The organism is Rhodoferax aquaticus, from assembly GCF_006974105.1.
Classification (GTDB): Bacteria; Pseudomonadota; Gammaproteobacteria; order Burkholderiales; family Burkholderiaceae_C; genus Allorhodoferax; species Allorhodoferax aquaticus_A.
This window is the reverse complement of record NZ_CP036282.1, coordinates 2477943-2503769: the sequence shown is the minus strand read 5'-3', so window position 1 is coordinate 2503769 and position 25827 is coordinate 2477943. Positions and strand designations below refer to the sequence as shown.

23 protein-coding genes are annotated in these 25827 nt (G+C 53.3%); 21 read left to right on the top strand and 2 right to left on the bottom strand.

Annotation, left to right across the window (positions count from 1 at the left end):
* Positions 1 to 112 precede the first annotated feature (112 nt).
* The 5 genes from EXZ61_RS11500 to EXZ61_RS11480 all read left to right on the top strand — a co-directional run bounded on the left by EXZ61_RS11500 (position 113) and on the right by EXZ61_RS11480 (position 7648).
* Positions 113 to 3004, top strand: a complete 2892-nt coding sequence (locus EXZ61_RS11500; protein WP_142811906.1) for a 2-oxoglutarate dehydrogenase E1 component — start codon at positions 113 to 115, stop codon at positions 3002 to 3004.
* Between the two features lie 45 nt (positions 3005 to 3049).
* A complete protein-coding gene (gene odhB / locus EXZ61_RS11495) occupies positions 3050 to 4312 on the top strand; it encodes a 2-oxoglutarate dehydrogenase complex dihydrolipoyllysine-residue succinyltransferase (RefSeq protein WP_142811905.1) in 1263 nt (420 codons plus the stop codon).
* A gap of 140 nt (positions 4313 to 4452) precedes the next feature.
* Complete coding sequence (gene lpdA, locus EXZ61_RS11490) at positions 4453 to 5880, top strand: dihydrolipoyl dehydrogenase (protein WP_142811904.1); 1428 nt, start codon at positions 4453 to 4455, stop codon at positions 5878 to 5880.
* An 80-nt stretch (positions 5881 to 5960) separates the two neighbouring features.
* The gene (zapE, locus tag EXZ61_RS11485) at positions 5961 to 7058 is read left to right on the top strand and encodes a cell division protein ZapE (protein WP_142811903.1); all 1098 of its coding nucleotides are present in this window, start codon (positions 5961 to 5963) and stop codon (positions 7056 to 7058) included.
* Entirely contained in the window at positions 7055 to 7648 is a 594-nt protein-coding gene (locus EXZ61_RS11480) for a hypothetical protein (protein ID WP_142811902.1), read from the top strand. The genes zapE and EXZ61_RS11480 overlap by 4 nt, the downstream gene beginning before the upstream one ends.
* 46 nt (positions 7649 to 7694) lie before the next feature.
* On the opposite strand, the gene EXZ61_RS11475 is transcribed toward EXZ61_RS11480, so the two are convergent.
* Positions 7695 to 8456: a PP2C family protein-serine/threonine phosphatase gene (locus EXZ61_RS11475; protein ID WP_142811901.1), complete on the bottom strand. Its 762-nt coding sequence runs from the start codon at positions 8454 to 8456 to the stop codon at positions 7695 to 7697.
* A 108-nt stretch (positions 8457 to 8564) separates the two neighbouring features.
* Between EXZ61_RS11475 and EXZ61_RS11470 the strand changes: the two genes are divergently transcribed.
* Together EXZ61_RS11470 and yoaA are read left to right on the top strand one after the other, a co-directional pair.
* A complete protein-coding gene (locus tag EXZ61_RS11470) occupies positions 8565 to 8768 on the top strand; it encodes an HP1242/YdcH family protein (protein WP_142811900.1) in 204 nt (67 codons plus the stop codon).
* Positions 8769 to 8770: 2 nt separating this feature from the next.
* Complete coding sequence (gene yoaA / locus EXZ61_RS11465) at positions 8771 to 10774, top strand: DNA repair helicase YoaA (protein WP_142811899.1); 2004 nt, start codon at positions 8771 to 8773, stop codon at positions 10772 to 10774.
* Here yoaA and EXZ61_RS11460 read toward each other — a convergent pair.
* Entirely contained in the window at positions 10743 to 11546 is an 804-nt protein-coding gene (locus tag EXZ61_RS11460) for an outer membrane protein assembly factor BamD (protein ID WP_142811898.1), read from the bottom strand. The two genes, yoaA and EXZ61_RS11460, sit on opposite strands and share 32 nt — an antisense overlap.
* A 14-nt stretch (positions 11547 to 11560) precedes the next feature.
* On the opposite strand from EXZ61_RS11460, the gene EXZ61_RS11455 reads away from it, so the two are divergent.
* From EXZ61_RS11455 to hflK, 14 genes are all read left to right on the top strand, one after another.
* On the top strand, positions 11561 to 12604 hold the full coding sequence (locus EXZ61_RS11455) for an RluA family pseudouridine synthase (protein WP_425353579.1): 1044 nt from the start codon (positions 11561 to 11563) through the stop codon (positions 12602 to 12604).
* A 92-nt stretch (positions 12605 to 12696) separates the two neighbouring features.
* Entirely contained in the window at positions 12697 to 13374 is a 678-nt protein-coding gene (gene scpB, locus EXZ61_RS11450) for an SMC-Scp complex subunit ScpB (RefSeq protein WP_142811897.1), read from the top strand.
* Entirely contained in the window at positions 13358 to 14740 is a 1383-nt protein-coding gene (locus tag EXZ61_RS11445; protein WP_142811896.1) for a pseudouridine synthase, read from the top strand. The genes scpB and EXZ61_RS11445 overlap by 17 nt, the downstream gene beginning before the upstream one ends.
* Positions 14741 to 14809: 69 nt before the next feature.
* Positions 14810 to 15235 carry a nucleoside-diphosphate kinase gene (gene ndk / locus EXZ61_RS11440; RefSeq protein ID WP_142811895.1) on the top strand — a complete coding sequence of 142 codons (426 nt, stop codon included), beginning with the start codon at positions 14810 to 14812 and terminating at the stop codon, positions 15233 to 15235.
* Positions 15236 to 15241: 6 nt separating this feature from the next.
* Complete coding sequence (gene rlmN, locus EXZ61_RS11435; protein ID WP_142811894.1) at positions 15242 to 16384, top strand: dual-specificity RNA methyltransferase RlmN; 1143 nt, start codon at positions 15242 to 15244, stop codon at positions 16382 to 16384.
* Positions 16308 to 17222, top strand: a complete 915-nt coding sequence (gene pilW / locus EXZ61_RS11430) for a type IV pilus biogenesis/stability protein PilW (RefSeq protein WP_237218937.1) — start codon at positions 16308 to 16310, stop codon at positions 17220 to 17222. The genes rlmN and pilW overlap by 77 nt, the downstream gene beginning before the upstream one ends.
* Positions 17215 to 18165, top strand: coding sequence for a helix-turn-helix domain-containing protein (locus tag EXZ61_RS11425; protein ID WP_168224752.1), 951 nt, complete (start codon positions 17215 to 17217; stop codon positions 18163 to 18165). The genes pilW and EXZ61_RS11425 overlap by 8 nt, the downstream gene beginning before the upstream one ends.
* The gene (gene ispG / locus EXZ61_RS11420) at positions 18165 to 19430 is read left to right on the top strand and encodes a flavodoxin-dependent (E)-4-hydroxy-3-methylbut-2-enyl-diphosphate synthase (protein ID WP_178084854.1); all 1266 of its coding nucleotides are present in this window, start codon (positions 18165 to 18167) and stop codon (positions 19428 to 19430) included. The genes EXZ61_RS11425 and ispG overlap by 1 nt, the downstream gene beginning before the upstream one ends.
* A 215-nt stretch (positions 19431 to 19645) precedes the next feature.
* Positions 19646 to 20323: a YfgM family protein gene (locus EXZ61_RS11415; protein WP_142811891.1), complete on the top strand. Its 678-nt coding sequence runs from the start codon at positions 19646 to 19648 to the stop codon at positions 20321 to 20323.
* Entirely contained in the window at positions 20320 to 21459 is a 1140-nt protein-coding gene (bamB, locus tag EXZ61_RS11410) for an outer membrane protein assembly factor BamB (protein WP_142811890.1), read from the top strand. Before EXZ61_RS11415 ends, bamB begins: the two co-directional genes overlap by 4 nt.
* A gap of 17 nt (positions 21460 to 21476) precedes the next feature.
* Positions 21477 to 22820 carry a ribosome biogenesis GTPase Der gene (gene der / locus EXZ61_RS11405; RefSeq protein WP_142811889.1) on the top strand — a complete coding sequence of 448 codons (1344 nt, stop codon included), beginning with the start codon at positions 21477 to 21479 and terminating at the stop codon, positions 22818 to 22820.
* A 123-nt stretch (positions 22821 to 22943) separates the two neighbouring features.
* Positions 22944 to 23195, top strand: coding sequence for an RNA chaperone Hfq (hfq, locus tag EXZ61_RS11400; protein ID WP_142811888.1), 252 nt, complete (start codon positions 22944 to 22946; stop codon positions 23193 to 23195).
* Positions 23196 to 23246: 51 nt separating this feature from the next.
* Positions 23247 to 24401, top strand: a complete 1155-nt coding sequence (gene hflX / locus EXZ61_RS11395) for a GTPase HflX (protein WP_142811887.1) — start codon at positions 23247 to 23249, stop codon at positions 24399 to 24401.
* 57 nt (positions 24402 to 24458) lie between these two features.
* Positions 24459 to 25826 (top strand): FtsH protease activity modulator HflK, encoded by a 1368-nt coding sequence (gene hflK / locus EXZ61_RS11390; RefSeq protein ID WP_142811886.1) that lies wholly within the window; start codon positions 24459 to 24461, stop codon positions 25824 to 25826.
* Position 25827: the final 1 nt, after the last annotated feature.

The window sequence follows — 25827 nt, the reverse complement described above, 5'->3', positions numbered from 1 at the left end:
CCTTCCCATGCCACAGTCGCATCCGCAAACCGGTCAAGCCGTGACGCGGAAGGTTAATTAACAAGCTTTAACCAGCTAATGTTTCCTGAAGGGAAACGGAGGTAAGCGGAAAATGAGTGAAACAACACCCCAAGCGGGTTCCAACGCGTCTGTCTATCAGGCGTACCAAAGCAATACCTACCTGTTTGGTGGCAATGCACCGTATGTCGAAGAGATGTACGAAAACTACCTCGCCAACCCTGGCAGCGTGCCAGATTCATGGCGCGACTACTTCGATGCCTTGCAGCACGTGCCCGCCGTAGACGGTAGCACTGCCAAAGACGTGGCGCATTTGCCCGTCATCAACGCATTTGTGGATCTGGCCAAAAAGGGCGTCAAGCAAACCGTCATGGCAACGGGCGCAGACTCCGAAATGGGGCGCAAGCGCACTGCTGTGCAGCAGTTGATTGCTGCCTACCGTAATGTGGGCGCACGCTGGGCAGATCTGGACCCCCTCAAGCGCATGGAGCGCGACAAGATTCCTGAATTGGAGCCATCTTTCTACGGCTTCAATGATGCAGACCAAGAAACGGTCTTCAACATCAGCAACACGTTCTTCGGTAAAGAGTCCATGAGCCTGCGTGAGCTCATGAACGCTTTGCGCGAAACCTACTGCGGCACCATCGGCGTGGAGTACATGTACACCACCGACCAAAACCAAAAACGCTGGTGGCAGCAAAAGCTGGAGGCGACCCGTAGCAAGCCCCAGTTCAACGCAGAAAAGAAAAAACACATCCTAGAGCGCCTGACTGCGGCTGAAGGCTTGGAGCGCTACTTGCACACCAAGTACGTGGGCCAAAAGCGCTTCTCCCTCGAAGGCGGCGAAAGCTTTATCGCCGCCATGGACGAGCTGATCCAGCAAGCCGGTGCCAAAGGTATCCAAGAAATCGTGATCGGTATGGCCCACCGTGGCCGCCTGAACGTACTGGTGAACACCTTGGGCAAGATGCCTGCAGACCTGTTTGCTGAGTTTGACCACACCGCCCCAGAGGAGCTGCCTGCTGGTGACGTGAAGTACCACCAAGGCTTTAGTTCCGATGTGTCCACGGCTGGTGGCCCTGTGCATTTGTCGCTGGCTTTTAACCCGTCTCACTTGGAAATTGTGAATCCCGTGGTGGAAGGTTCAGTGCGCGCGCGTATGGACCGCCGCGGCGACCCCAAAGGCGCCCAAGTGTTGCCCGTGCTGGTGCACGGTGATGCAGCGTTTGGTGGTCAAGGCGTCAACCAAGAAACTCTGGCCCTGGCCCAAACCCGTGGTTACACCACAGGCGGCACGGTGCACATCATCATCAATAACCAGATCGGTTTCACCACGTCGGACCCACGCGATATGCGCTCTAGCGCGTTTTGTACCGACATCGTGAAGATGGTGGAGTCGCCCGTGTTGCACGTGAATGGTGACGACCCAGAAGCAGTGGTGCTGGCCACTCAGTTGGCCTTGGAGTTCCGCATGGAATTCGGCCAAGACGTGGTGGTAGACATTACCTGCTACCGCAAACTGGGTCACAACGAGCAAGACACACCGTCGCTCACCCAGCCATTGATGTACAAAAAAATCAGTGCGCACCCCGGCACCCGCAAGCTGTACGCGGACAAATTGGCGGCCCAAGGCTTGGGCGCCGAGCTAGGTGATGCCATGATCAAGGAATACCGTGCCGCGATGGATGCTGGTAAGCACACCGTGGATCCCGTACTGACAAACTTCAAGAGTAAGTACGCAGTGGACTGGTCTCCCTTCTTGGGCAAGAAGTGGACTGACGCTGGCGACACCGCTATCCCCATGACCGAATGGAAACGTTTGTCTGAAAAGCTTACGACTATTCCAGAAAGCGTCACCCCCCACCAATTGGTGAAAAAGGTCTACGACGACCGCGCAGCCATGGGCCGTGGTGAGGTCAATGTGGATTGGGGCATGGGCGAGCACATGGCCTTCGCCTCTTTGGTGGCCAGCGGCTACCCCGTGCGTTTGTCGGGTGAAGATTGTGGACGCGGTACCTTTACCCACCGCCACGCCGTCATTCACGACCAAAAGCGTGAAAAGTGGGATGCAGGCACCTACGTGCCTTTGCAAAACGTGGCCGATAACCAGGCCCCGTTTGTCGTGATCGACTCCATCCTGTCCGAAGAGGCAGTGTTGGGCTTTGAGTACGGTTATGCATCCAACGACCCGAACACTCTGGTGATCTGGGAAGCCCAGTTCGGCGATTTCGCCAATGGCGCCCAAGTGGTGATCGACCAGTTTATTGCGTCCGGCGAAGTGAAGTGGGGCCGTGTGAACGGCATCACCTTGATGTTGCCCCACGGCTATGAAGGCCAAGGCCCCGAGCACAGCTCGGCGCGCCTGGAGCGATTCATGCAATTGGCCGCTGACACCAACATGCAGATCGTGCAGCCCACCACGGCCAGCCAGATTTTCCACGTGCTGCGTCGTCAGATGGTGCGTAACTTGCGCAAGCCTTTGATCATCATGACGCCTAAGAGCTTGTTGCGTAACAAAGACGCGACTTCGCCTTTGTCTGAGTTCACCAAAGGAGGCTTCCAAACCGTCATTCCTGAGAGCAAAGAACTCAAGGGTGACAAGGTCAAGCGCGTCATTGCCTGCTCCGGCAAGGTGTACTACGACTTGGTCAAGAAGCGCGAGGAAAAAGGGGATGCGGATGTGGCCATCATCCGTGTGGAACAGCTGTACCCCTTCCCGCACAAAGCCTTTGCCACTGAGCTCAAAAAGTACCCGAATGCCACCGACGTGGTGTGGTGCCAAGATGAGCCACAAAACCAAGGCGCGTGGTTCTTCGTGCAGCACTACATCCACGAAAACATGCTCGATGGCCAAAAGCTGGGCTACGCCGGACGCGCTGCGTCTGCCTCCCCCGCGGTGGGTTATGCCCACTTGCACCAAGAGCAGCAAAAAGCTTTGGTCGAAGCCGCATTTGGCAAGTTGAAGGGCTTTGTTCTGACCAAATAAGTCAGCAGCACTTCACCCCACAACACATAACGGAAAGAATTTGATATGGCAATCGTAGAAGTCAAAGTCCCACAGCTGTCTGAATCTGTGGCGGAAGCAACCCTGTTGCAATGGAAAAAGAAGGTCGGCGACGCAGTCGCTATCGACGAAACCTTGATCGAAGTCGAAACCGACAAGGTCGTGATGGAAGTGCCTGCGCCAGCAGCTGGCGTGTTGGTGGAATTGGTTGCAGCCGACGGCGCGACCGTTGCCGCAGAGCAGCTGATTGCCCGCATCGATACCGCTGCGGTGGCTGGAGCTGTGGCACCTGCCGCAGCACCAGTTGCTGCGGCTGTGGCAGCCGCCCCTGTAGCTGCTGCAGCAGTGTCCAACAATTCCAAGGCTGGCGTTGCCATGCCTGCGGCTGCCAAACTCTTGGCCGACAACGGCATTGCTGCTGCTGACGTGTCTGGCACAGGCAAAGACGGTCGCATCACCAAGGGGGACGTATTGGCTGCTGCGGCTGCTCCTAAAGTGGTAGCTACTTCCGCAATCCCCACGGGCGCTCCGACCAAGTCTTTGCCCCAAGTGGCGGCGCCCACAGTGAGCTTGGCTAATTCAATGGCGGGTCGCCCTGAGCAGCGCGTGCCTATGAGCCGCCTGCGTGCTCGCGTGGCTGAGCGTTTGCTGCAATCGCAATCCACTAACGCCATCCTGACCACCTTCAACGAAATCAACATGGCGCCTGTCATGGAAATGCGCAAGCGCATGCAAGAGCGTTTCGAGAAGGAGCACGGTTGCAAGCTCGGCTTCATGAGCTTCTTCGTCAAGGCAGCTGTGCACGCATTGAAGAAGTTCCCAGTGTTGAACGCGTCGGTGGACGGCAACGATATCGTGTACCACGGCTACTTCGACATCGGTATCGCTGTGGGCTCACCCCGTGGTTTGGTGGTGCCCATCCTGCGCAATGCAGACCAGATGAGCTTTGCCGATATCGAGAAGAAGATTGCCGAGTTCGGCCAGAAGGCCAAGGACGGCAAGCTGGGCATTGAAGAAATGACCGGTGGTACCTTCTCCATCTCCAACGGCGGTACCTTCGGTTCCATGATGTCTACCCCCATCATCAACCCGCCACAAAGCGCCATTCTGGGTGTGCACGCCACGAAAGACCGCGCCATGGTCGAGAACGGCCAAGTGGTGGTTCGCCCCATGAACTACTTCGCCATGTCTTATGACCACCGCATCATCGACGGCCGCGAAGCCGTTCTGGGTCTGGTGGCCATGAAGGAAGCGCTGGAAGATCCAGCACGTCTGCTGTTTGATATCTGATCGGGCTCACCCCCGGGCGGCTTTGCCGCTTCCCCCTTGCAGGGGGCAACACCAGCGGCCCGGCAAAGCCGGTTCCGCGGTGTTTCTGGAAGCAGGCACTGCGGTCCTGCTGAATCTCTGGAACTAGAAGCGAGAAATTCATGAGCAAACAATTTGACGTGATCGTCATTGGCGGTGGCCCCGGTGGCTACATTGCCGCTATCCGTGCCGCCCAGCTGGGCTTCAATGTGGCTTGTATCGACGAGTGGAAGAACGCCGCTGGCGGCCCCGCTCCTGGCGGTACTTGTACCAACGTAGGCTGCATTCCTTCCAAGGCTTTGCTGCAATCGTCCGAGCACTTCAACCACGCCAATCACCATTTTGCCGAGCACGGCATTGAGGTGAAGGGCGTCAGCATGGATGTGGCCAAGATGATTGCCCGCAAGAACACCGTGGTGAAGCAAAACAACGACGGCATCTTGTACTTGTTCAAGAAGAACAAGATTGCGTTCTTCCATGGCCGTGGCTCTTTCGTGAAAGCCGCTGAAGGTGGCTACGAAATTAAGGTGGCCGGCGCTGCGGAAGAAACCATCACCGGCAAGCACATCATCATCGCCACTGGTTCCAATGCTCGCGCATTGCCCGGTACGCCTTTTGATGAAGTGAACGTCTTGTCCAACGACGGCGCTTTGAACATCGGTGCGGTGCCCAAGAAGCTGGGCCTGATCGGCTCCGGCGTGATTGGTCTGGAAATGGGTTCCGTGTGGAAGCGCTTGGGCTCCGAGGTCACCATTCTCGAAGGCCTGCCCGTATTCTTGGGCGCAGTCGATGAAGGTGTTGCCAAGGAAGCGCACAAGGCGTTTACCAAGCAAGGCCTGAAGATTGAGCTGGGCGTAAAGGTCGGCGAGATCAAGAACGGCAAGAAGGGCGTGTCCGTCGCCTACACCAACGCCAAGGGTGAAGCGCAAACACTGGATGTTGACAAGCTCATCATTTCCATTGGCCGCGTGCCCAACACCATCGGTCTGAACACCGAGGCGGTGGGCTTGGCGCTGGACGAGCGCGGCGCCATCGTGGTGGACGCTGACTGCAAAACCAACCTGCCCGGTGTCTGGGCGGTGGGCGACGTGGTGCGCGGCCCGATGTTGGCGCACAAGGCGGAAGAGGAGGGCGTTGCCGTGGCGGAGCGCATTGCCGGTCAACACGGTCACGTGAACTTCAACACCATCCCTTGGGTCATTTACACCAGCCCCGAAATCGCATGGGTTGGCCGTACTGAACAGCAGCTCAAGGCGGATGGCGTCGCCTACAAGGCGGGTCAATTCCCCTTCCTGGCGAATGGCCGCGCACGGGCTTTGGGCGACACCACCGGTTTCGTGAAGTTTCTGGCTGACGCCAAGACCGATGAGATTCTGGGCGTTCACATCGTCGGACCACAAGCCTCCGAGTTGATCTCAGAAGCCGTGGTGGCCATGGAGTTCAAGGCCAGTGCGGAAGACATCGCCCGCATCTGCCATGCACACCCCTCCTTGAGTGAAGCCACCAAGGAAGCTGCATTGGCGGTTGATAAGCGTACGCTGAACTTCTGATTTTGGGATAAATAGGCGTATACCGCCCGTCGGATATGCGCAGACAGCTATCTATTTCGTAGCATTGACGAAGGTGAGTTTTGAGCGTTAAACAAATCTATGAAGCTGAGCTGCGCGCGCGCGGGTACACCGCAGACCCGGCCCAGCTGCTAGCGGTCGAGGCCTTGGAACGCTGTGCTACAGAGTGGGCGGCTTATAAAGAAAAGCGCTCTAACGCGCTTAAGAAGCTTCTCAATCGCCCCCCCATTCCACGCGGGGTTTACATGTATGGAGGGGTAGGGCGCGGTAAGAGCTTTCTCATGGATTGTTTTTACAACGCAGTTCCCCTCAAGCGGAAAACTCGTCTTCATTTTCATGAGTTCATGCGCGAGGTGCACCGAGAGTTGTCTGACCTTCAGGGCACGGTGAACCCTCTGGACGAACTTGCCAAACGTATGGCAGTCCGTTACCGTTTGATTTGCTTTGACGAGTTCCATGTGGCGGATATCACTGACGCCATGATCCTGCACCGCCTGTTGTCTGCGCTTTTCGATAACGGCGTGGGGCTAGTCACTACGTCCAACTTCAAACCTGATAACTTGTATCCCGGTGGTATGCACCGGGATCGCATACTACCTGCCATAGCGCTTTTAAACGACCGTATGGATGTTTTAAGTGTTGACAACGGTACGGATTACCGCCGAAGGACCTTAGAAGCCGTAAACCTGTACCACACGCCCTGTGGTGTTGAAGCTGATACAGCCATGGAAGCCGCGTTTAGTGCTTTGGCTGAGGCACACGAAGAAGCACCCGTGTTGCATATCGAAGCCCGCACCATCTATGCGAGGCGTTTAGCCGGTGGCGTGGTGTGGTTCGATTTCAAAGGTCTGTGCGGTGGTCCTCGGTCACAAAACGACTATTTGGAAATAGCATCGCGGTTTCACACCGTCCTCTTGAGCGATGTACCGCACATGCCCGTACGCATGGCTTCAGAAGCTAGACGTTTCACTTGGTTAGTTGATGTTTTGTACGACCGCAAGGTAAAACTTATCATGTCGGCGGCAGTAGCGCCTGAGCTGTTGTACACCGAGGGCCCAATGTCGCACGAGTTCCCGCGTACCGTGTCTCGGCTCAATGAAATGCGTTCGAAAGAGTTTTTGGCGCAAGAGCGTCGCACAGTGGATACCCGACTTACATGAAGCGTCAAGCGCTTTTATTGATGCTGGGCCTTGTGCAAATGGGCGCGCATGCGCAAACCCCATCAGAGTGGACTGAGGCCGACATAAGCACAGAACGCACGCGCATCGAAGCTGTACGTAACGAAACCAATGCTAAATACGATGCAGCCGACCTGGCGTGCAAAGCCAAGTTCGTCGTCATGGCCTGTGAGAATGAAGTACGACTCAAGCGCATAGCCGATCTAGCGGTGCTCCGGCGTGAAGAAGTATCTCTCAATGACATCGTGCGACAACAGAATGCTAAGGCACAGAAACAACGCCTTGAAAGACGTTTGGTAGAACGTGCAGCCGCCGATGCCAAAGTTGCATCAGAACCTACTCGCCCTGCCGTAGACGCGCCGGCTAAGTCACCCCTGGCACCGGGTCCAACTTCAGGTGGAGTTTCGCCCGAAAAGGCTAGTACTCATATGGAGATAAGTCCGGACACACAAGCGATGAACCGAGCCGCTTATCAAAAAAAGCTGCTCGAAGCCCAAGAGAAGAAACGGGCACGAGACGAGCGGTTAGAGGCAGCACCTAGCTCAGTAGCCCCACTCCCTGTACCACCTTAAACGGGTGGGGGCGGCTTGCTACCATTTGGTAGGCGAAAGGTGCCGCTTAGGTGCCTAGAGGTTCTAATTTAACCACCACCAGTGACAGATTGTCACCCGTGCCTTGACCGCGAGCCCTTGCTTTCTCGATCAGGAACTCTGTCGCTTCTCGGGCTGAGAGACTGGACAACACCGATCCAATTTCTCCATTGTTGAAATAGTGCCACACCCCATCGCTGCAGGTCATCAGGACATCGCCAGGCCTAAGCTGCGGAATGAAGTGAAAATCCACCGGTGGATCATTCTCCGTACCTAAGCAGCCCATCAAAATATTGGCTTGGGGATGTACAGCCGCCTGCGCCTCTGTGATCTCGCCACGATTGACCAAGGCTTGCACGTAGGAGTGGTCCATGGTGCGCTTGATGAACTTATTACCGTTGTAATGGTAGATGCGCGAGTCCCCAGTGTGCGCCCAATGACAGTCGCCACCTGGATTGATTAAAAAAGCCGCCAGGGTGCTGTGAGGTTCTTCTTCAGAAGAGATTGCTGTCAGCTTAATGACGAGGTGCGCTTCTTGCACAATCTGCTTGAGAGTCGACGTTGCGTCATCTGTGTTGGGGTCATAGCGCTCAAACAGTTGCCGTGCTGTTAGCATGACTTGGTCGGAAGCTTTGCGCCCCCCGCTTCGGCCTCCCATACCATCGGCAATAATGGCCAAAATACAGCCGTTGTCGCGCGGATGCTTGATCAGCGCAACTTGGTCTTGTTGGTACTCGCGGTCGCCCTTGTGGATGCCGGTGGATGCAGTGAGTCGGTAACCAGTGGACATGGGGTGTTTATTTCATCGAATCTATTGGCAAAGGCTGCTTGGTCGTATTATCGAGTGAAGTGGGCTTGTCTTTGACCTATTTACCAACGTACATTCTGATACACACTCTTGGAAGCTAATCTGCATTTTCCGCAACGGCGGCTGATTGAGCTCACCATTGAGCATGCTGACCTCAATGCAATGGTTGATCGTCTGGCTTTGGAGACCTCCGTTGATGAACTCACGCTGCGTCGACTGAAGAAGCGTCGCCTAGCGCTGCGTGACCATATTGCCCAATTGCAACAAGCTTTGACCCCCAAAGAGCCAGCATAGCGATGGATCTATTGGCCTTAGTGGGTGGCACCTTTGCTACGGGTGGCGCCTTGCAGCGTCGTATCGCGAGCTACAGACCACGTGCTGGACAGACACAAATGGCGCAAGCTATTGCTGAGGCGCTCGTTTCTGGGGAGCGTTTGGTTGTACAAGCTGGAACGGGCACCGGCAAGACGTTTGCTTATCTTGTCCCGCTGCTGATGAGTGGCGAGCGGGTTTTGGTGTCGACTGCCACAAAAACGCTTCAGGAACAATTGTTCTCCCGGGACATTCCAGGTCTCTTGGATGTGTTGGCCTTGCCCACCAAGACGGCCATCCTCAAGGGGCGCTCTTCATACCTCTGTTTGCATCGACTGAGACTGGCCCGAGAGGCAAGTTCACCTTTGGAGCCCCGAATACTTGCTCTTCTTGCGAAGATAGAGCTCTGGAGTCAGACCACGCGTGCCGGAGACCTGTCAGAAATACAAGCGCTGTCAGAGGACTCTGAAGTGCTTCCATTGGTTAGTTCGACGCGCGACAACTGTGTTGGGTCCCGGTGCCAAGCTTGGCAAGCCTGCTATGTCAACCTCGCTAGGAAGCGTGCTCTAGAGTCTGATTTGGTGGTGATCAATCACCATTTATTCTTCGCCGATAGCAAGGTCCGCGATTCAGGTGTTGCTGAGCTTTTGCCAACGGTTCAGGCAGTTGTGTTTGACGAAGCGCATCATCTCAACGACGTAGGGGTGCAGTTCATCGGAACCCGTTTGAGTAGCCATCAACTGCTTACATTTTCTCGTGAGCTTGCTCAGGAGGGCAACAAATCGGCGCCAAGTGCCGAGAGCTGGTCACTCTGCGCGTTGGATATAAGGCGCGAAGTTGAAAAGCTCATTGCTAGCGCCGGAAGAGGGGCGGGCGGTCTTCGACGTACTTGGTCAGGCAATGCGCCTGAGGGAGTTTCTTTGGAGCAATGGACGGCGGGTCTTCAAGGTTTATGCGACAGTCTGAAGTCTGCCTTCGACGCTCTATCAAAGCATGCAGAAAGGTCGGTTGAGCTTAGGGCTTTGGCGGAACGGGCGAAGCGGCTGTTGGCGTTGACTGCCCTGTTTTCCAATTGCGCCGAAGAGGATACAACGCGTTGGCTTGAGTGTGGTGGCGGCATCAGCCTAAACCAAGCACCGTTGACTATTCGTCAGTTCTTGCTGCAGCGCATGGATCAAGCGGCTGATATTGGTGGGCGACGCCAATCATGGATATTTACGTCGGCGACCTTAGGTGTGGATCAACAGTTATCCATGTTTACCAAAACCTGCGGCCTTGAAGGAGCACGGACACTGAGGGTAGAGAGTCCGTTTGACTTCTCCAAACAAGCTGCGTTGTTTGTTCCACCATACTTTCCAAAACCCAACGAAGCGCAGCATGGCGCATCAGTCGCGCGTTTTGTAGCGCAGTCGGCAGAGGTGCTCGGTGGAAGAACGTTGGTATTGACCACTACTCTGCATTCCATGCGGACGGTTGCGCGAGGGCTGGAAGCCTATTTCCTCAGTGATTCGTCGATGAAGATTTTGGTTCAAGGTCAAGCACCTAAGCACGAATTGCTACATCAATTTTCCCAGCTAGGCAGCGGCGGTAGTGCGTACATACTAGTTGCATCTGTCTCGTTTTGGGAGGGCGTAGACGTCGTTGGTGACGCCTTGCAGTTGCTGGTGATTGACAAGCTTCCCTTTGCTCCTCCTGACGATCCCCTGGTTCAAGCAAGAGGGTTGCAGATCGAAAATTCAGGAAAAAATGCGTTCAAAGAACTGCATTTGCCCAATGCGATCATGGGCTTAATGCAAGGTGCGGGGCGTCTCATCCGGTCGGAACAAGATCAAGGTGTTCTGGCGATTTGTGATACTCGCCTTTTGTCGATGGGATACGGGAAGAAAATTCTTGCGGCGCTCCCCGCGATGCGGGTGCTGACAAGTCAAGAAGAGTTTGACACCGAACTCCTCAGGCTTACCAAATCTTCCACCAAGGATCAGTGTTAGGCCTGTAGCCACGCACTAAGAACTCGGAGTTCGGGTAGTTTTTTTCAAGGACACGCTTAGAGTCATCGCGGAGTTGTGCAAGCCCCAGAGCTTCGTATGATTTATAAATGATGAACAAAGCCTCTTCGGTGGCTGGCACATCTCGATAGTCTGCAACCGTGAGTTGGGCTCGGTTTATTGCTGCTAAGTAAGCACCCCGCTTAAAGTAATAGCGAGCGACGTAAACCTCATATTGCGCAAGAGAATTGACGATGTAGCCCATGCGCTGCTGTGCGTCGGGCGCATAGCGAGAGTCAGGAAAACGGGCTACGAGTTCTTTGAATGACTCAAATGACTCTTTGGCAGCTTTCTGATCGCGCTCAGCTAGATCTTGGCGCGTGAATGAAGAGAAAACACCCAAATTGTCATTGAAAGTTGTGATGCCCTTTAGGTAGAGCGCATAGTCCATTGCAGGGCTCGCTGGGTGCAACCTCATGAATCGGTCTAAAGTGGCGAGTGCGAGGGCGGGTTCCGCTGCTTTGTAGTGCGCATACGCCTTATCCAATTGGGCCTGCTGTGCCAGTGGCGTACCTGCCGCTTTGGCCTCGAGTTTCTCAAGCAAGGGCACCGCTTTTTCCCACTGCCCTGACGACATTTCGTCTTTTGCATCTGCATACAAAGCGTTGGGACTCATATTGGCCGTTTTGTCGACCGGAGTAGTGTTGCAACCGACGAGCAATAGGGTGGTCGCCACCAACGATGTACAAACGACCGATAATTTAACTCGACGCATTATTGGAAACCTTCTTGAATCAGACCGAAATCATTATATCGACGCTCCTCGATGAACCCGATGCCGAAGACGGAGGCGATGCCCTCGCTGAAGTGGAGTGGCGCACTGCCATTGCCGCCGAAATGCAGCACGGTGTGCGCCTTGATCGCGCGTTGGTAGACGTAGTGCCTGAATTTTCTCGAAGCTATCTTCAACAGCTCGTTGAACAGGGGCATGTGTCTTTAAACGGTCGTGTGGCAAGCAAGGCGGCATCAAAAGTAAAAATCGGTGATCGTATTGCGGTTGAGCTACGGCCCACACCCCAGAGCCAAGCATTCCAACCTGAAGCCATTGGTCTCGATGTTGTGTTCGAGGACGAGCATATATTGGTGATTAACAAACCCGCCGGGCTCGTTGTCCACCCTGCGCCGGGAAACTGGAGCGGGACCTTGCTCAATGGCTTGTTGGCCCACAACAAAGTATTCATGGCGGTCCCAAGAGCGGGGATTGTTCATCGTCTTGATAAAGACACGAGCGGTTTGATGGTGGTTGCCCGGTCGCGGCTCGTTATGGACTCCCTTGTCGCAGCCATAGCGGCCCGAGAGGTAAGTCGGCAATACTTGGCAGTGGGTCACAATCCGTGGACAGGCGTTGGCTCCGTATCAGTCAATGCGCCCATTGGCCGAGATCCAAGAAATAGACTTCGCATGGCCGTCGTCGATCTGGAAAAAAATGCCGGCAAGGCGGCAAAAACGGATTTTGTTTTCTTGGGAAATCATGCTGACGGTTGTTTTGTTCGGTGTTTTCTTCACACCGGACGCACGCACCAGATTCGGTTGCACATGGCGCAGATTAAGCATCCTCTCATCGGTGACACGGTCTATGGGGGGCATTGCAACGGCATTCAACGGCAAGCGTTACATGCCTGTCGGTTAGCATTTATCCATCCAGTTACGGGGGGCCCTTTGGTGTTTGAGTCACTTCCGCCAAAGGATTTTTTGGATTTGCTGTCTTCTTGGGGGCTAGGATACAATCACGGCGATGGGCTTGACGCCCAACCGTCGCGCGTGAATCGGTAGATTTTCGCCCAGCTAGCGCCTCCCTGAGCGCATTCACGAATCGTCTTGTTGACCAATCACTGGTATCGTGGTTTTTCCTTTAGAGTGACACTATGAACTTGGTCGAGGCCAAGCAGGTCTTAGAAACTGCTTTGATTTGCTCCCAGCAACCTTTGCAACTGAGAGAGTTGCGGACTCTATTCAAAGACGCACTTGGTGCAGATACTGTGAGGCAGCTTCTTGAGGACTTGCGCTTGGATTGGGTGCACAAAGGGGTAGAGCTTGTGACTGTTGCTACGGGGTGGCGTTTCCAGAGCAAGCCTGAAATGCGCGAGTATTTAGACCGATTGCACCCTGAGAAGCCACCAAAGTACACCCGCGCGACTTTGGAAACTTTGGCCATCATTGCTTATCGGCAACCGGTTACTCGCGGCGATATGGAAGACATTAGAGGCGTGACGATCAGTTCATTGTTGATCAAGCAGTTGGAAGATCGTGGATGGGTAGAGGTTATTGGGCATCGAGATACCGTCGGCCGTCCCGCTTTATATGCTACGACTAAGCAGTTTTTGGACGATCTTGGCCTAGTTTCCTTAGATCAACTTCCCATGCTGGAAGGTCCTCAGGGTGGGCTGGGTGTAATTGACACCTTGGATCAAGGTGCTGAGTTGGAAATGGCTCACGGCGGCAGTGCACTTGTCGACGCTTTGATGGCGAAGGATGTTGCAGAACCTGAGGTGCCCACTTTGAATGGGCAATCATTGATTGAATTGGATGAAAAGAATGAATAGCTCGAAAAACGACCCGGTTGATCAAGAAGCTTCGACAAAGCTAGAGTCTTCGGACGAAGTTGGCACCCCTGTTCACACTGCGGCTTTAGGCGTTGCGTCTGCCGATATGCTGGGCTTGGTGAAATCAACACAGGCCGATGCCTTAGGTCCGGTTGGGAATCGCAGCAACATCGTGGCGAGTAACCTTTTTGAAGACGTTGTGTCTGGTCAGTTCGATGCAAGTGAGTCTGACGAGGATGTCGCAGTTCCTAAGCGTGTGTTAGCCCCGATGGTGGAAACGCCAAAGCTTCACAAAGTGCTAGCTCAGTCGGGTATGGGGTCACGTTTGGAGATGGAGCAGCTTATTTTGGAAGGCAGAATTTCTGTCAATAATGAGCCAGCGCACATAGGTCAGCGGATTCAATTTGGCGACAGCATTAAAGTAAATGGAAAGCCAGTTCGCTTTCGCATAGATCCCCCCCCCGCTCGAGTTATCGCGTACCACAAGCCCGTCGGTGAAGTTGTGACGCACGATGATCCGCAAAACAGACCGACTGTATTTCGCAGACTTCCCAAGCTGCATCAGGGCAAGTGGCAGTCAGTTGGTCGTCTGGACTTGAATACAGAAGGTTTGCTGCTGTTCACTACATCCGGTGAGCTGGCTAACAATTTGATGCATCCTCGCTTTGGTCTTGAGCGAGAGTACGCTGTGCGTGTTTTAGGTTCTTTGAATAAAGAAGAGCGAAACCAGCTGCTGCAAGGCGTGCGCCTCGATGATGGGATTGCTCAGTTTGGATCCATAGAAGAGGGTGGGGGCGAAGGTTCCAATTGCTGGTACAGAGTCACCATTTCTGAGGGGCGCAATCGCGAAGTGCGCCGTATGCTCGAAGCAGTAGGGCATGCCGTGAGTCGCCTGATCCGCATTCGCTATGGAGCCATGGTTTTGCCGCGTGGACTTAAGCGCGGGGCCTGGATGGAGTTGGATGATGCGGATATCCAGTCGCTTATGAAAGTGTCGGGGGGGCGATCATCATCGGTTGATGAAGGCGCTTCGGTGTCCAACGGTTTAGGTTCAGAGCCCGGTGGTTCGAATGGCCGCCGCAGAGGTGGACGCATGGGTGGGCCTCGCAGTAGCAACCGTGGGCCTCGTCCTTCGGGTAGTGCAGACACCAAGCCGAGGGATCCTGGCAACCAGCCTAGAAATGGTCGAGCGTCGGCCGGCAAGTCAGAAAAGAGCGCCAGCAAAGGTGCTGCGAGTCAGCCTGACCCGATGAAAACGTCCTTTGGCTACATTGGTGCAGATAGCTTTACACGGCAACGACAAGACGTTGCGCAACGTGGGCGGGGCACTAAAAGCGGCAGCCGACGCGGCGGCCGTGATCGTTAACCCTAGGTGCTAAAATCGAAGACTTTGTCCTTGTATGGATAAAAATTACTAAACTACTTCAGGAATATTATGGCCATCGAACGCACACTATCTATTATCAAACCCGACGCAGTAGCAAAGAATGTAATTGGGCAAATCTATGCACGTTTCGAAGCTGCTGGGTTGAAAGTTGTTGCTGCGCGACTTGCACATCTTTCGCGCGCAGAAGCCGAAGCTTTCTACGCAGTGCACAAAGCGCGTCCTTTCTTCAAAGACCTCGTTGATTTCATGATTTCTGGTCCAGTCATGATTCAGGCGCTCGAAGGCGAAGGCGCTATCTTGAAAAACCGCGATTTGATGGGTGCTACTGATCCTAAGAAAGCTGAGCCGGGAACTATCCGTGCTGATTTCGCCGATAGCATTGATGCGAATGCCGTCCATGGTTCCGATGCTCCTGAGACGGCTGCAGTGGAAATTGCATTCTTCTTTGCCGGAATGAACGTTTTTTCACGCTAATTCGCAATGACGGCCAATCTGCTCAATTTTGATCTTGATGGGTTGGCCGATTTTTGCGATCGCTTAGGCGAAAAACGCTTCCGAGCAACGCAGTTGTTTAGGTGGATTCACCAGCGTGGGGCCTCTCGTTTTGACGAAATGACCGACTTGGCAAAGTCGCTCCGTGAAAAACTCAAGGGCGTGGCCCATGTAACACCGCTGGAGCTTGTGTCTCAACACGTCTCCTCCGATGGAACCATTAAATGGTTGTTCTCGGTTGGTGATGGTGACGTGATTGAGACTGTGTTTATTCCAGAATCTGACAGGGGAACATTGTGTATTTCCTCCCAGGCAGGATGCGCTGTCGGATGTCGGTTTTGCTCTACGGGGCACCAAGGGTTTAGTAGAAATCTAACATCAGGCGAGATAGTGTCACAGCTATGGTTTGCCGAGCATTTTCTGCGAAAGCATCTGAATCGATTGGAGCGTGTGGTGTCCAACGTTGTCATGATGGGAATGGGTGAACCGCTCCAGAATTACAGCGCGCTGCTACCATCCCTGCGCGTCATGCTTGATGACCATGCGTACGGCCTCTCTCGTAGGCGGGTCACCGTGTCAACATCCGGCGTGGTTCCGATGATTGACAAGCTGGGGGGCGATTGTCCTGTCGCACTTGCGGTGTCTCTCCATGCTTCTAATGATCTCTTGCGCAATGATCTGGTGCCGCTGAACAGAAAGTACCCGATTGCTGAGCTGATGGAGGCGTGCCAAAGATACTTGGAAAAGGCCCCGAGAGACTTCATCACCTTCGAATACTGCATGCTGGACGGTGTCAATGACACCCCTGCTCACGCCCAAGAGCTGTTGGAATTGGTTTTTCGTTTCTCCAATGGGGGGAATTGGTGCAAATTCAACCTTATTCCTTTTAATCCATTCCCAGCTTCAGGTCTGCTTAGGTCATCGCAAGCAACGGTTGTCAACTTCTCTAAAATATTAAGCGATGCGGGCGTCGTAACAACCATTCGTAAAACGCGTGGGGATGATATCGATGCTGCTTGTGGGCAGCTTGCCGGCGACGTCAAGGATAGGACGAATGTGCAGTCAAGAATTGCCAAGCAGCGTAGCGCGGGCGATCAATTCGTTATTCCAATTAAAGCAGTTAATGGCTGAACACAATTTAATGCGTATCACCGGATCCCGTGTGAGTGTTTCGCAGCGAGCTTCATGCTTGCTTCTTGTGGTGTGTGCACTTTTCAGTGCAGCCGCATGCACGTCAAGCCCTGCGGTAGTGCCGAGTGCCAAGGCAGATCTGGTGACTGAATCGGATGAGCCAGAGTCAAGGACGCGTGCCCGGCGTCACTTAACCTTGGCCGTTTTGTACTTTAACGATGGAAAAACGACAATTGCTCTTGATGCGTTGAAGCAGTCGATTACTGCTGATCCAAATTGGTTTGAAGCATATAACTTGCGCGGTCTGATTTATATGCGGCTAAACGACTCTGTATTAGCAGAGGATAGCTTTAAGCGAGCCTTGGCGCTGGAGCCAAAGTCTGCAGCTGTTCAGCACAACTATGGTCGCTTGCTATGCAAGCAGTCCAAGTTAACTGAAGCCTCGATGATGTTTCGTAGCGCGCTCGCGAATCCCACTTATGGGGACAGAGCAAAAACATGGATGACTTTGGCTGAGTGTCAGTTGGAAGCAGGGCAACGTAAGGATGCGGAAGTAAGTTTTCAAAAAGCGTTTGAGCTCGATACAGCAAACCCATTTACGGTCTACAACTTGGCTTTGCTGATGTTTCAACGTGGTGATTATGTTAGGGCTCAGTTTTTTGCGAGACGACTCAATAACGGGGATTTCGCCAATGCTGAGTCTTTGTGGCTTGGCGTTAGAGTTGAGAGAAAGCTTGGAAATAGTGACGCTGCCTCGCAATTGGCTGGGCAGTTGAAGAAGAGGTTTTCACAATCCCGCGAGTATGCCGCGTTTGAACAGGGTAACTTTGATGAATGATTCGGATCATTTAGACACTAACGACTCCGTGTCGGCAATTCAATTCAACGAGAGTCTTTCGGCAGGGGCGATGATTAAGGCAGCGCGTGAAGCTGCTGGACTGCATGTTGCCGCATTGGCTGTGTCTATGAAAGTTCCAGTCAAGAAGTTGGAAGCGCTTGAGTCCGACCGTCTAGACCAGCTTCCTGACGCCGTCTTTGTCCGTGCGCTGGCGTCTAGCGTATGCCGGACCCTCAAGATAGACCCCACCCCCGTCTTGCTGAAGTTGCCACAGACAAACGCCCCTCGTTTGACCTCTGATCGGAGTGGAATCAATGCCCCATTTAACCCGCCTAGCGACCAGAAGCACTATTCTGCGGCGAGCCCCGCCAATAAACCCGTAGTTTGGTTGGTTGTGGCCCTGCTGTTGGCGGCCTTTGCGATACTGTTCTTGCCGGACCTCACCGTCAATGAGAAGGTGGATGTAGTGGGTCCGCCACAAGCCACTGTTCAAATGCCGGTTGAAGTGTCTGCGAAGCCGGATCTTGTTAAGCCAATGGATGTTCCTGTTGTCCCGTTAACTTCCCAAGTAGAGCCGCAGCTGGCGGCACCGCAACAGCAGACTTTGGAGTCTTTGCCCAAGGTGACGGCGAGTGCACAGGCTCCATCAGCCTTGACAGCGCCTAGCTCACCAGTGACAGCCCCCCTTCCCGGCGCGCAATTGGCCCAGAGTGCAATTGTCTTTAAGGCTAAAGGTGACTCTTGGATAGAAGTGCTTGATGCGAGCAAGGCCGTCCAGTTGCGCAGAATTGTGTCTGCTGGTGAGACGGTCGCCGTAAGCGGTACTTTACCCCTGTCGGTCGTGATTGGGCGCGTTGATGCCGTGGAAGTAGAAGTTCGCGGTAGCAAATTTGGATTGTCCGAAATAGCGCGAGATAACGTTGCTCGCTTTGAGGTGAAATAGTGAACCAAAGTACCCCAATTGCAGTTGCCAACCCATATCAGCGGAAGTCCTTGCAAGCTAAAGTGGTGTGGGGCTCTCGGACGGTCACCATCGGTGGTGGTGCTCCAGTGCGAATTCAGTCAATGACAAATACGGATACTGTCGACGCTATTGGTACGGCGATTCAAGTGAAGGAACTGGCTTTGGCTGGTTCTGAAATTGTAAGGGTGACCGTCAACACCCCGGAAGCAGCCCAGGCCGTGCCTTATGTGCGGGAACAGTTGGACAGAATGGGCATTGATGTGCCGCTCGTGGGCGATTTTCACTTCAATGGCCACCGACTACTCACTGACTATCCAGAGTGCGCCAAGGCGCTGTCTAAGTATCGTATCAATCCTGGCAATGTGGGCAAAGGGGATAAGCGAGATAAGCAGTTTGCCACAATGATTGAAATTGCAGCAAAGCTGGACAAGGTCGTGCGCATTGGCGTAAATTGGGGGAGCCTAGATCAAGAGCTACTGGCGAAACTCATGGATCAAAATGCCCAACGTGTTGAGCCATGGGATACGAAATCGATCATGTATGAAGCCTTGATCACGTCTGCGTTGGATTCAGCGCTACAGGCAGAGCACATTGGGTTGCCGGCCAACCAAATAGTTTTGTCTTGCAAGATGAGTGGTGTCCAAGATCTCATTTCTGTGTATCGGGAGTTAGGCAAGAGGTGTGAATACCCCTTGCATTTAGGTCTGACCGAAGCAGGGATGGGTACTAAGGGGACCGTTGCATCCACGGCCGCATTGTCGGTCTTATTGCAAGAAGGCTTGGGGGACACGATCAGGGTTTCCCTCACGCCTGCACCAGGAGAAAGTCGCACCCAAGAAGTTCTAGTGGCTGCAGAAATTCTTCAAGCAATGGGGTTGCGCTCATATGTACCGAGCGTCACAGCGTGTCCTGGTTGTGGACGTACAACAAGCACAACGTTTCAGGAGCTCACCCAACAGATTGACGATTTCCTCAGAGAGCGCATGCCGGTATGGAGGGATGCGTATCCAGGCGTCGAGTCCATGAAAGTCGCAGTTATGGGCTGTATCGTCAATGGTCCGGGGGAAAGCAAACATGCCGATATTGGTATTAGCCTTCCTGGGACAGGCGAAGCGCCTGCTGCGCCTGTCTATATTGATGGTGAAAAGAGCATAACCTTAAGAGGCGATGGCATTGCGACGGAGTTCCAATCAATTGTTGAGCGCTACATTAAGCAACGATACGGAGCACGTCAGAGCGTTTAAGCGCTATGGGTAGCGATCCCTCTCGCGTTGAGCCATTTTGGCTTTGGGCTTGATCGTGTTAGCGAAACGTTGCAATCGTGCGCATTCTTTACCCAGCCTAACCACGCCCGTTTGCACGCGTGTGTTTGGCTTGTTCAGTAAGCGTTAGGTGCTTCGATCGAAGTTTGCCCCCCATGTGTCCACCTACAATCCAACCCAATTACAACTAAGCATTTATGGCAAATCATTTAGATCTCGAAGAACAAGAGCAGTTAGATCAGCTTAAGCATTTTTGGGCCCAGTATGGCAATTGGATTACTTGGGTGCTGATCGTTGTATTAGGCGGCTTTGCTTCGTGGAATGGCTTTCAGTATTGGCAACGCACCCAAGCTGTGCAGGCCGCAGCACTGTATGACGAAGTTGAACGTATGGCTTTGTCTGCGGATTCAGATAAAACCATTCGCGCCTTCGAAGAAATGAAGGCTCGCTTTGGCTCTACAGTGTATGCGCAACAGGCAGGTCTTTTGGCTTCGAAAACTGCAGAAGTTGCCGGCAATTCTCAGGCTTCCTTGACAGCGCTTACGTGGGTAGCGGAGAAAGGTGCCGACAAGGGTTACGCAGGGGTTGCGAAGTTGCGGCTAGCCAGTGCACTGATTGCGCAAAAATCTTATGACTTAGCCGAAAAGGCGCTACAGGGTCTCGACGCTGATTTTGAACCTTTAGCCCAAGACAGGCGCGGTGACATCTATGCAATTCAGGGTAAGAAAACAGAAGCCATTGCAGCCTACAAGGCTGCGTACGGGATGTTTGATGGTCGATCAGACTATCGTCGCCTTGTGGAAGTTAAGTTGAATGCGCTTGGTGTCCATGTAGACGCTACCTTGTCTAAAACAATTGTCGAGGCGGCAAAGTGACTATTCGCAACGTCGCTTTTCGGTTGTTTGCACGCCTTTCAAGCGTGGCTTTTTGTGTGGTGGGAGTTGTTGCCTGCTCTACAGTGGATCGACCTAAACCAAGCGAGCTGGGGCCAATTAATGCACTGATTAGCATCACGCAAGTTTGGTCCACTAGCCTGCCTGCTGTTACTTTTCCGGTTGATGTAAAGGTTAATGGTGGCAAGGTCTATTTGGCGGCCAGCGATGGTACGGTTGTGGCGTTAGATGGAGCTACGGGGCGTGATGTATGGCGTTTGCCTTTAGGGGTAAGGGTTGCAGCTGGCGTTGGAACTGACGGTGTAAACACAGCGGTCGTTACTCAGGCCAATGAACTGATCATGGTTAACGGGGCAAAAGAGCTCTGGAGGCAAAAGATCAACGGAATGACATTAACCTCTCCAGTGGTTGCTGGGGAGCGTGTATTTGTGTTGGCAGCCGACAGAACTATGTATGCGTTTGATGGGAAAACTGGCCGTAGGCTCTGGCAGCAGCAGAGATCTGGGGATGCTTTGGTGCTAGCCCAAGCTGGGATATTGCAACCCTTCGAAGACACGCTGTTGTTCGGCTCTTCTGGCCGGCTTATTGGAGTTAGCCCACAAAACGGGCAATCGCTATGGGATACCAGCATTGCCAGTAGTCGTGGAAGCAATGAAGTTGAACGTCTAGTTGACCTAGTGGCAGGTGCGTCTCGGGTTGAAAGTTCAATGTGCGTGCGGGCTTATCAGATTGCTGTTGGTTGTGTCGATCTCCGCAAGGGGACCACAACGTGGACCAAGCCACTGAGAGGATTCTCTGGAATTGATGGCAATCCGACCATGGTTGTCGCAACCGAAGCGAATGGGCAACTAATTGCGCTTCGTCGTGACAATGGAGACAAGCTTTGGACATCTGACAAATTGCTACACCGCAAATTGTCTGCCCCATTGCTGGTTGGTAAGACCATCGTTGTAGGTGATGAGACGGGTGCCGTTTACTTCTTTTCGAGGGACACCGGAGAGTTGACCAACCGCATGGTGACCAACGCAGGACCGATAAGCGCGACTCCGGTGGTGGTTGGTCAAACCGTTGTGGTCGTAACACAACGCGGAAACGTATTTGGCTTTAGGCCCGAGTAACTGAGAGCCATAAAGCTATGAAACCTGTAATTGCACTAGTCGGTCGTCCCAATGTGGGAAAGTCCACCCTCTTTAATCGTTTGACCAAGACTAGGGACGCCATCGTCGCAGACTTTGCAGGGTTGACGAGAGACCGTCACTATGGCAATGGTAAGCACGGCCGTATCGAATTCATCGTAATCGATACGGGAGGGTTCGAGCCGGATGCATCCTCTGGAATTTACATGGAGATGGCGAAGCAGACTCGCCAGGCCGTGGCTGAAGCTGATGTGGTGTTGTTTGTGGTCGATGCTCGCGCGGGAATATCTGCTCAAGACCATGAGATCGCGAAGTACCTTCGAAAGCTTGGTAAATCGTGTGTGTTGTTGGCCAATAAAGCTGAGGGCTTGAAAGAAGGTGCTCAGCTGGTCGAGTTCTTTGAGCTAGGATTGGGTGAGGTCGTTCCTATCTCCGCGTCGCATGGCCAAGGAATAAAGCCACTGCTTGATTTGGCTTTGACTGCTCTCGTGCCAGAGCAACCTGATGGCGAGTTCGCAGAGGTTGACCCTGCCGTGATCAAACTTGCGGTAGCGGGGCGGCCCAACGTAGGCAAATCTACCCTGATTAACACCTGGTTGGGGGAGGAGCGCTTAGTTGCATTCGATATGCCTGGCACCACTCGCGACGCCATTACTGTACCGTTCGAGAGAAATGGTCAAAAGTTTGAGTTAATCGATACCGCAGGCCTACGTCGAAAAGGCCGTGTGTTTGAGGCAATTGAAAAATTCTCAGTCGTGAAGACGCTGCAGGCGATTGAATCGGCGGGTGTTGCCCTCCTGTTGATAGATGCCACGCAGGGCGTAACTGATCAAGACGCCCACATAGCGGGGTATATATTGGAATCAGGCCGGGCTGTGGTATTGGCGGTCAACAAATGGGACGCCATTGATGAATATCAGCGAGAGCTAGTCAAGCGCTCTTTAGAAACTCGGATGGGGTTCTTGAAGTTTGCAACGGTGCACTTCATTTCTGCGCAGAAGCGTCAAGGCTTAGGTCCTCTGTGGGACTCTATTGCCCAAGCGCACCGTGCCGCTAACCGCAAAATGTCAACGCCGGTGCTGACTCGCCTGTTGCTTGAAGCGGTGCAATTTCAAACGCCGAAAAAATCGGGAATGTACCGTCCGAAGTTGCGCTACGCGCATCAAGGAGGCATGAATCCGCCGATCATTGTGATCCACGGAAATTCCTTGGAACACGTGACGGATGCTTACAAACGCTTCCTTGAAGGACGATTTCGAAAAGAATTCGATTTGGTAGGCACACCGTTGAAAATCCAGTTCAAGTCCTCTGAAAACCCTTTCACGGAGAAAGAGTCACGATGACTAGGACCGTTTAGGCACCTGTGTGCCTGTAGTCGCGCCATACCGCTAAGTGGCAATCGGCGCTTACCCTTATCATGGTGTGGTATTGTCCACTCCTATTCATTTTTCAACACGGAGAATATCGTGAATAACAAAGGCCAACTGTTGCAAGATCCCTTTTTGAATGCACTGCGTCGCGAGCATGTGCCAGTCTCGATTTACTTGGTAAACGGCATCAAGCTGCAAGGACAAATCGAATCATTTGATCAGTATGTCGTGCTTCTTCGTAATACTGTGACTCAGATGGTGTACAAGCATGCGATCTCAACCATTGTTCCGGGGCGCTCAGTGAACTTTGCAACGACTGGAAATGGAGATGAGCCTGCTGCCGCGTAAAGCCGCTGCCTGTTGCGGTTCAATCCTGCGGTTTAGCTGGGCTTCCCGAATTTGAGTTCCGATCTCAAAGCTGTAAAAGTACCTGCTATTTTGGTAGGTGTGGATTTAGGTGGCTCCAATTTTGATACGGAACTGGAAGAGTTAAGCCTGCTTGCACAGACAGGCGGATTAACTCCTGTCGGTCGCATAGTTTGCAAACGCAGGGCGCCAGATGCGGCATTGTTTGTTGGTTCGGGCAAGGCTGACGAAATCAAGTTGTTGGCGCAACAACTTGGGGCACAGGAAGTTCTTTTTGACCAAGCATTAAGCCCAAGCCAACAACGTAACCTTGAACGTCAATTGGAAATGCCGGTCAATGACCGCACTTTCCTGATACTTGAAATATTTGCCCAGCGTGCGCGTAGTCATGAGGGAAAGCTTCAAGTGGAGCTTGCTAGATTGCAGTACCTTTCTACGCGCTTAGTTCGTCGTTGGTCGCATTTGGAACGGCAGCGTGGCGGGATTGGCACGAGAGGTGGGCCCGGAGAAACCCAGATCGAGCTAGATCGCCGCATGATTGGCGAGAACATCAAGCGGACCAAAGAGCGACTGATCAAAGTAAAGCGACAACGCGGTACGCAAAGGCGTCAGCGTGAAAGGCGTGACGCATTCAACATATCGTTGATTGGCTATACGAACGCTGGTAAGTCAACGCTTTTCAATGCGCTGGTCAAGGCAAGAGCTTACGCTGCAGATCAGTTGTTCGCTACGCTTGATACAACCACCCGTCAGCTTTACTTGGGAGAGTCTTCGCGGACGGTTTCTTTGTCCGATACCGTGGGCTTCATTCGTGACTTACCGCACGGTTTGGTTGACGCGTTTCAAGCTACCTTGCAGGAAGCGATTGATGCTGACCTGTTGCTACATGTAGTTGATGCATCGAACCCCAACCACGTTTTGCAAATGCAGCAAGTCCAGTTGGTCTTGAAGGAGATTGGCGCTGAGGGAATTCCTCAGGTGTTGGTCTTCAACAAGGTCGATGCGCTGGACGACGACCGTCAGCCCATTCAATGGCTTGACGAGTATGACGTCGATGGATTGCGCTTCCCTAGGGTGTTTGTGAGTGCCAAGTCGTCCTTAGGTATTTCACGGTTACGCCAAGAGTTAGCGCGTATCACAGCCAAAGTGCATGAACCAGCGACTGATGAAATGGATCGCCCCGAATGAGCCGGGGCTAAATCATTTTTGTGCACAATCGTCCTTAGATATCCAAGAGACTAAGAAATGAAACTAAACCTTCCGTATGTAAATTGGACAGCGATGCCTTTGTGGATTCGCAATATGTTCAACTTAAACGATCCTCGATGGGGGCGTGGTGACGACAAGCCCTCCGATACTTCGAAGCCAGATGACGCGCCTCCAAGCACATCTAATGGCGGTAACTCCAATGGGGATCGTAAACGTGGCAATGCGTCGGGTCCACCAGACCTTGATGAATTGTGGAAAGACTTCAATAGGAAGCTAGGCGGTCTTTTTAATGGCAACGGCCCGTCCGGAGGCAATGGAGGTTCTGGAGGGAGCGGCGGATTTCAGCCAGACATGAAAAATGCCGGGGTAGGCCTTGGTTTGATCATGGGCGTAGTGTTGCTGATATGGCTTGGCACAGGCTTTTTCATAGTGCAGGAAGGACAGCAAGCTGTCATAACTCAATTTGGCCGCTACAAGGCAACCGTGAATGCGGGTTTCAATTGGCGTCTGCCGTACCCAATTCAACGTCACGAGTTGATCTTTGTGACCCAAATCCGCTCGGTGGATGTGGGGCGAGATACTGTTTTAAAGGCAACCGGTTTACGTGAGTCAGCCATGTTGACTCAAGACGAAAACATACTGGATATCAAGTTTGCGGTTCAGTACCGCCTTAGCGACGCCCGCGCCTATTTGTTTGAGAGCAAGAACCCGGCGGAGGCTGTCGTGCAAGCGGCAGAAACCGCGGTAAGAGAAGTAGTGGGAAAAATGAAAATGGACGCCGCACTGTCAGAAGAGCGCGACCAGATCGCACCACAAGTTCGCGCACTCATGCAATCGATTTTGGATCGCTACAACGTAGGAGTTGAGGTGGTGGGTATCAATCTGCAGCAAGGGGGGGTTCGGCCGCCTGAACAGGTTCAGGCAGCTTTTGATGATGTATTGAAGGCGGGGCAAGAAAGAGAACGTACCAAAAATGAGGCGCAAGCCTATGCCAATGATGTGATTCCCCGGGCCGTGGGCTCCGCCTCTCGGTTAAAAGAGGAAGCGGATGCCTACAAAGCGCGCGTGGTCGCCCAAGCACAGGGAGATTCTCAGCGCTTCAGATCGGTTTACGCCGAGTACCAGAAGGCCCCTCAGGTCACCCGAGATCGAATGTATTTGGACACCATGCAGCAGATCTACACGAATGTCACCAAGGTGATGGTGGACACACGACAAGGTGCTAGTTTATTGAACTTGCCTCTAGACAAAATACTGCAGATGAATGGCGGCTCAGCACCGTTATCGCTAGAGCAAGCAGCGGCAGTGTCTGGAGCTGCGCCAGCGCCAGCACCTTCGCCCGCAACACCGATAGATGCGCGCAGCCGCGATGCTGCCCGCACCCGTGAACGTGATTCACGCTAGG

What these genes read in the sequence shown, in the direction of transcription:
- EXZ61_RS11500 (WP_142811906.1), top strand. Translation starts at nt 113, where the DNA reads ATGAGTGAAACAACACCCCAAGCGGGTTCCAACGCGTCTGTCTATCAG.
- odhB (WP_142811905.1), top strand. Translation starts at nt 3,050, where the DNA reads ATGGCAATCGTAGAAGTCAAAGTCCCACAGCTGTCTGAATCTGTGGCG.
- lpdA (WP_142811904.1), top strand. Translation starts at nt 4,453, where the DNA reads ATGAGCAAACAATTTGACGTGATCGTCATTGGCGGTGGCCCCGGTGGC.
- EXZ61_RS11480 (WP_142811902.1), top strand. Translation starts at nt 7,055, where the DNA reads ATGAAGCGTCAAGCGCTTTTATTGATGCTGGGCCTTGTGCAAATGGGC.
- EXZ61_RS11475 (WP_142811901.1), bottom strand. Translation starts at nt 8,456, where the DNA reads ATGTCCACTGGTTACCGACTCACTGCATCCACCGGCATCCACAAGGGC.
- yoaA (WP_142811899.1), top strand. Translation starts at nt 8,771, where the DNA reads ATGGATCTATTGGCCTTAGTGGGTGGCACCTTTGCTACGGGTGGCGCC.
- EXZ61_RS11460 (WP_142811898.1), bottom strand. Translation starts at nt 11,546, where the DNA reads ATGCGTCGAGTTAAATTATCGGTCGTTTGTACATCGTTGGTGGCGACC.
- scpB (WP_142811897.1), top strand. Translation starts at nt 12,697, where the DNA reads ATGAACTTGGTCGAGGCCAAGCAGGTCTTAGAAACTGCTTTGATTTGC.
- EXZ61_RS11445 (WP_142811896.1), top strand. Translation starts at nt 13,358, where the DNA reads ATGAAAAGAATGAATAGCTCGAAAAACGACCCGGTTGATCAAGAAGCT.
- ndk (WP_142811895.1), top strand. Translation starts at nt 14,810, where the DNA reads ATGGCCATCGAACGCACACTATCTATTATCAAACCCGACGCAGTAGCA.
- rlmN (WP_142811894.1), top strand. Translation starts at nt 15,242, where the DNA reads ATGACGGCCAATCTGCTCAATTTTGATCTTGATGGGTTGGCCGATTTT.
- pilW (WP_237218937.1), top strand. Translation starts at nt 16,308, where the DNA reads ATGTGCAGTCAAGAATTGCCAAGCAGCGTAGCGCGGGCGATCAATTCG.
- EXZ61_RS11425 (WP_168224752.1), top strand. Translation starts at nt 17,215, where the DNA reads ATGAATGATTCGGATCATTTAGACACTAACGACTCCGTGTCGGCAATT.
- EXZ61_RS11415 (WP_142811891.1), top strand. Translation starts at nt 19,646, where the DNA reads ATGGCAAATCATTTAGATCTCGAAGAACAAGAGCAGTTAGATCAGCTT.
- der (WP_142811889.1), top strand. Translation starts at nt 21,477, where the DNA reads ATGAAACCTGTAATTGCACTAGTCGGTCGTCCCAATGTGGGAAAGTCC.
- hflK (WP_142811886.1), top strand. Translation starts at nt 24,459, where the DNA reads ATGAAACTAAACCTTCCGTATGTAAATTGGACAGCGATGCCTTTGTGG.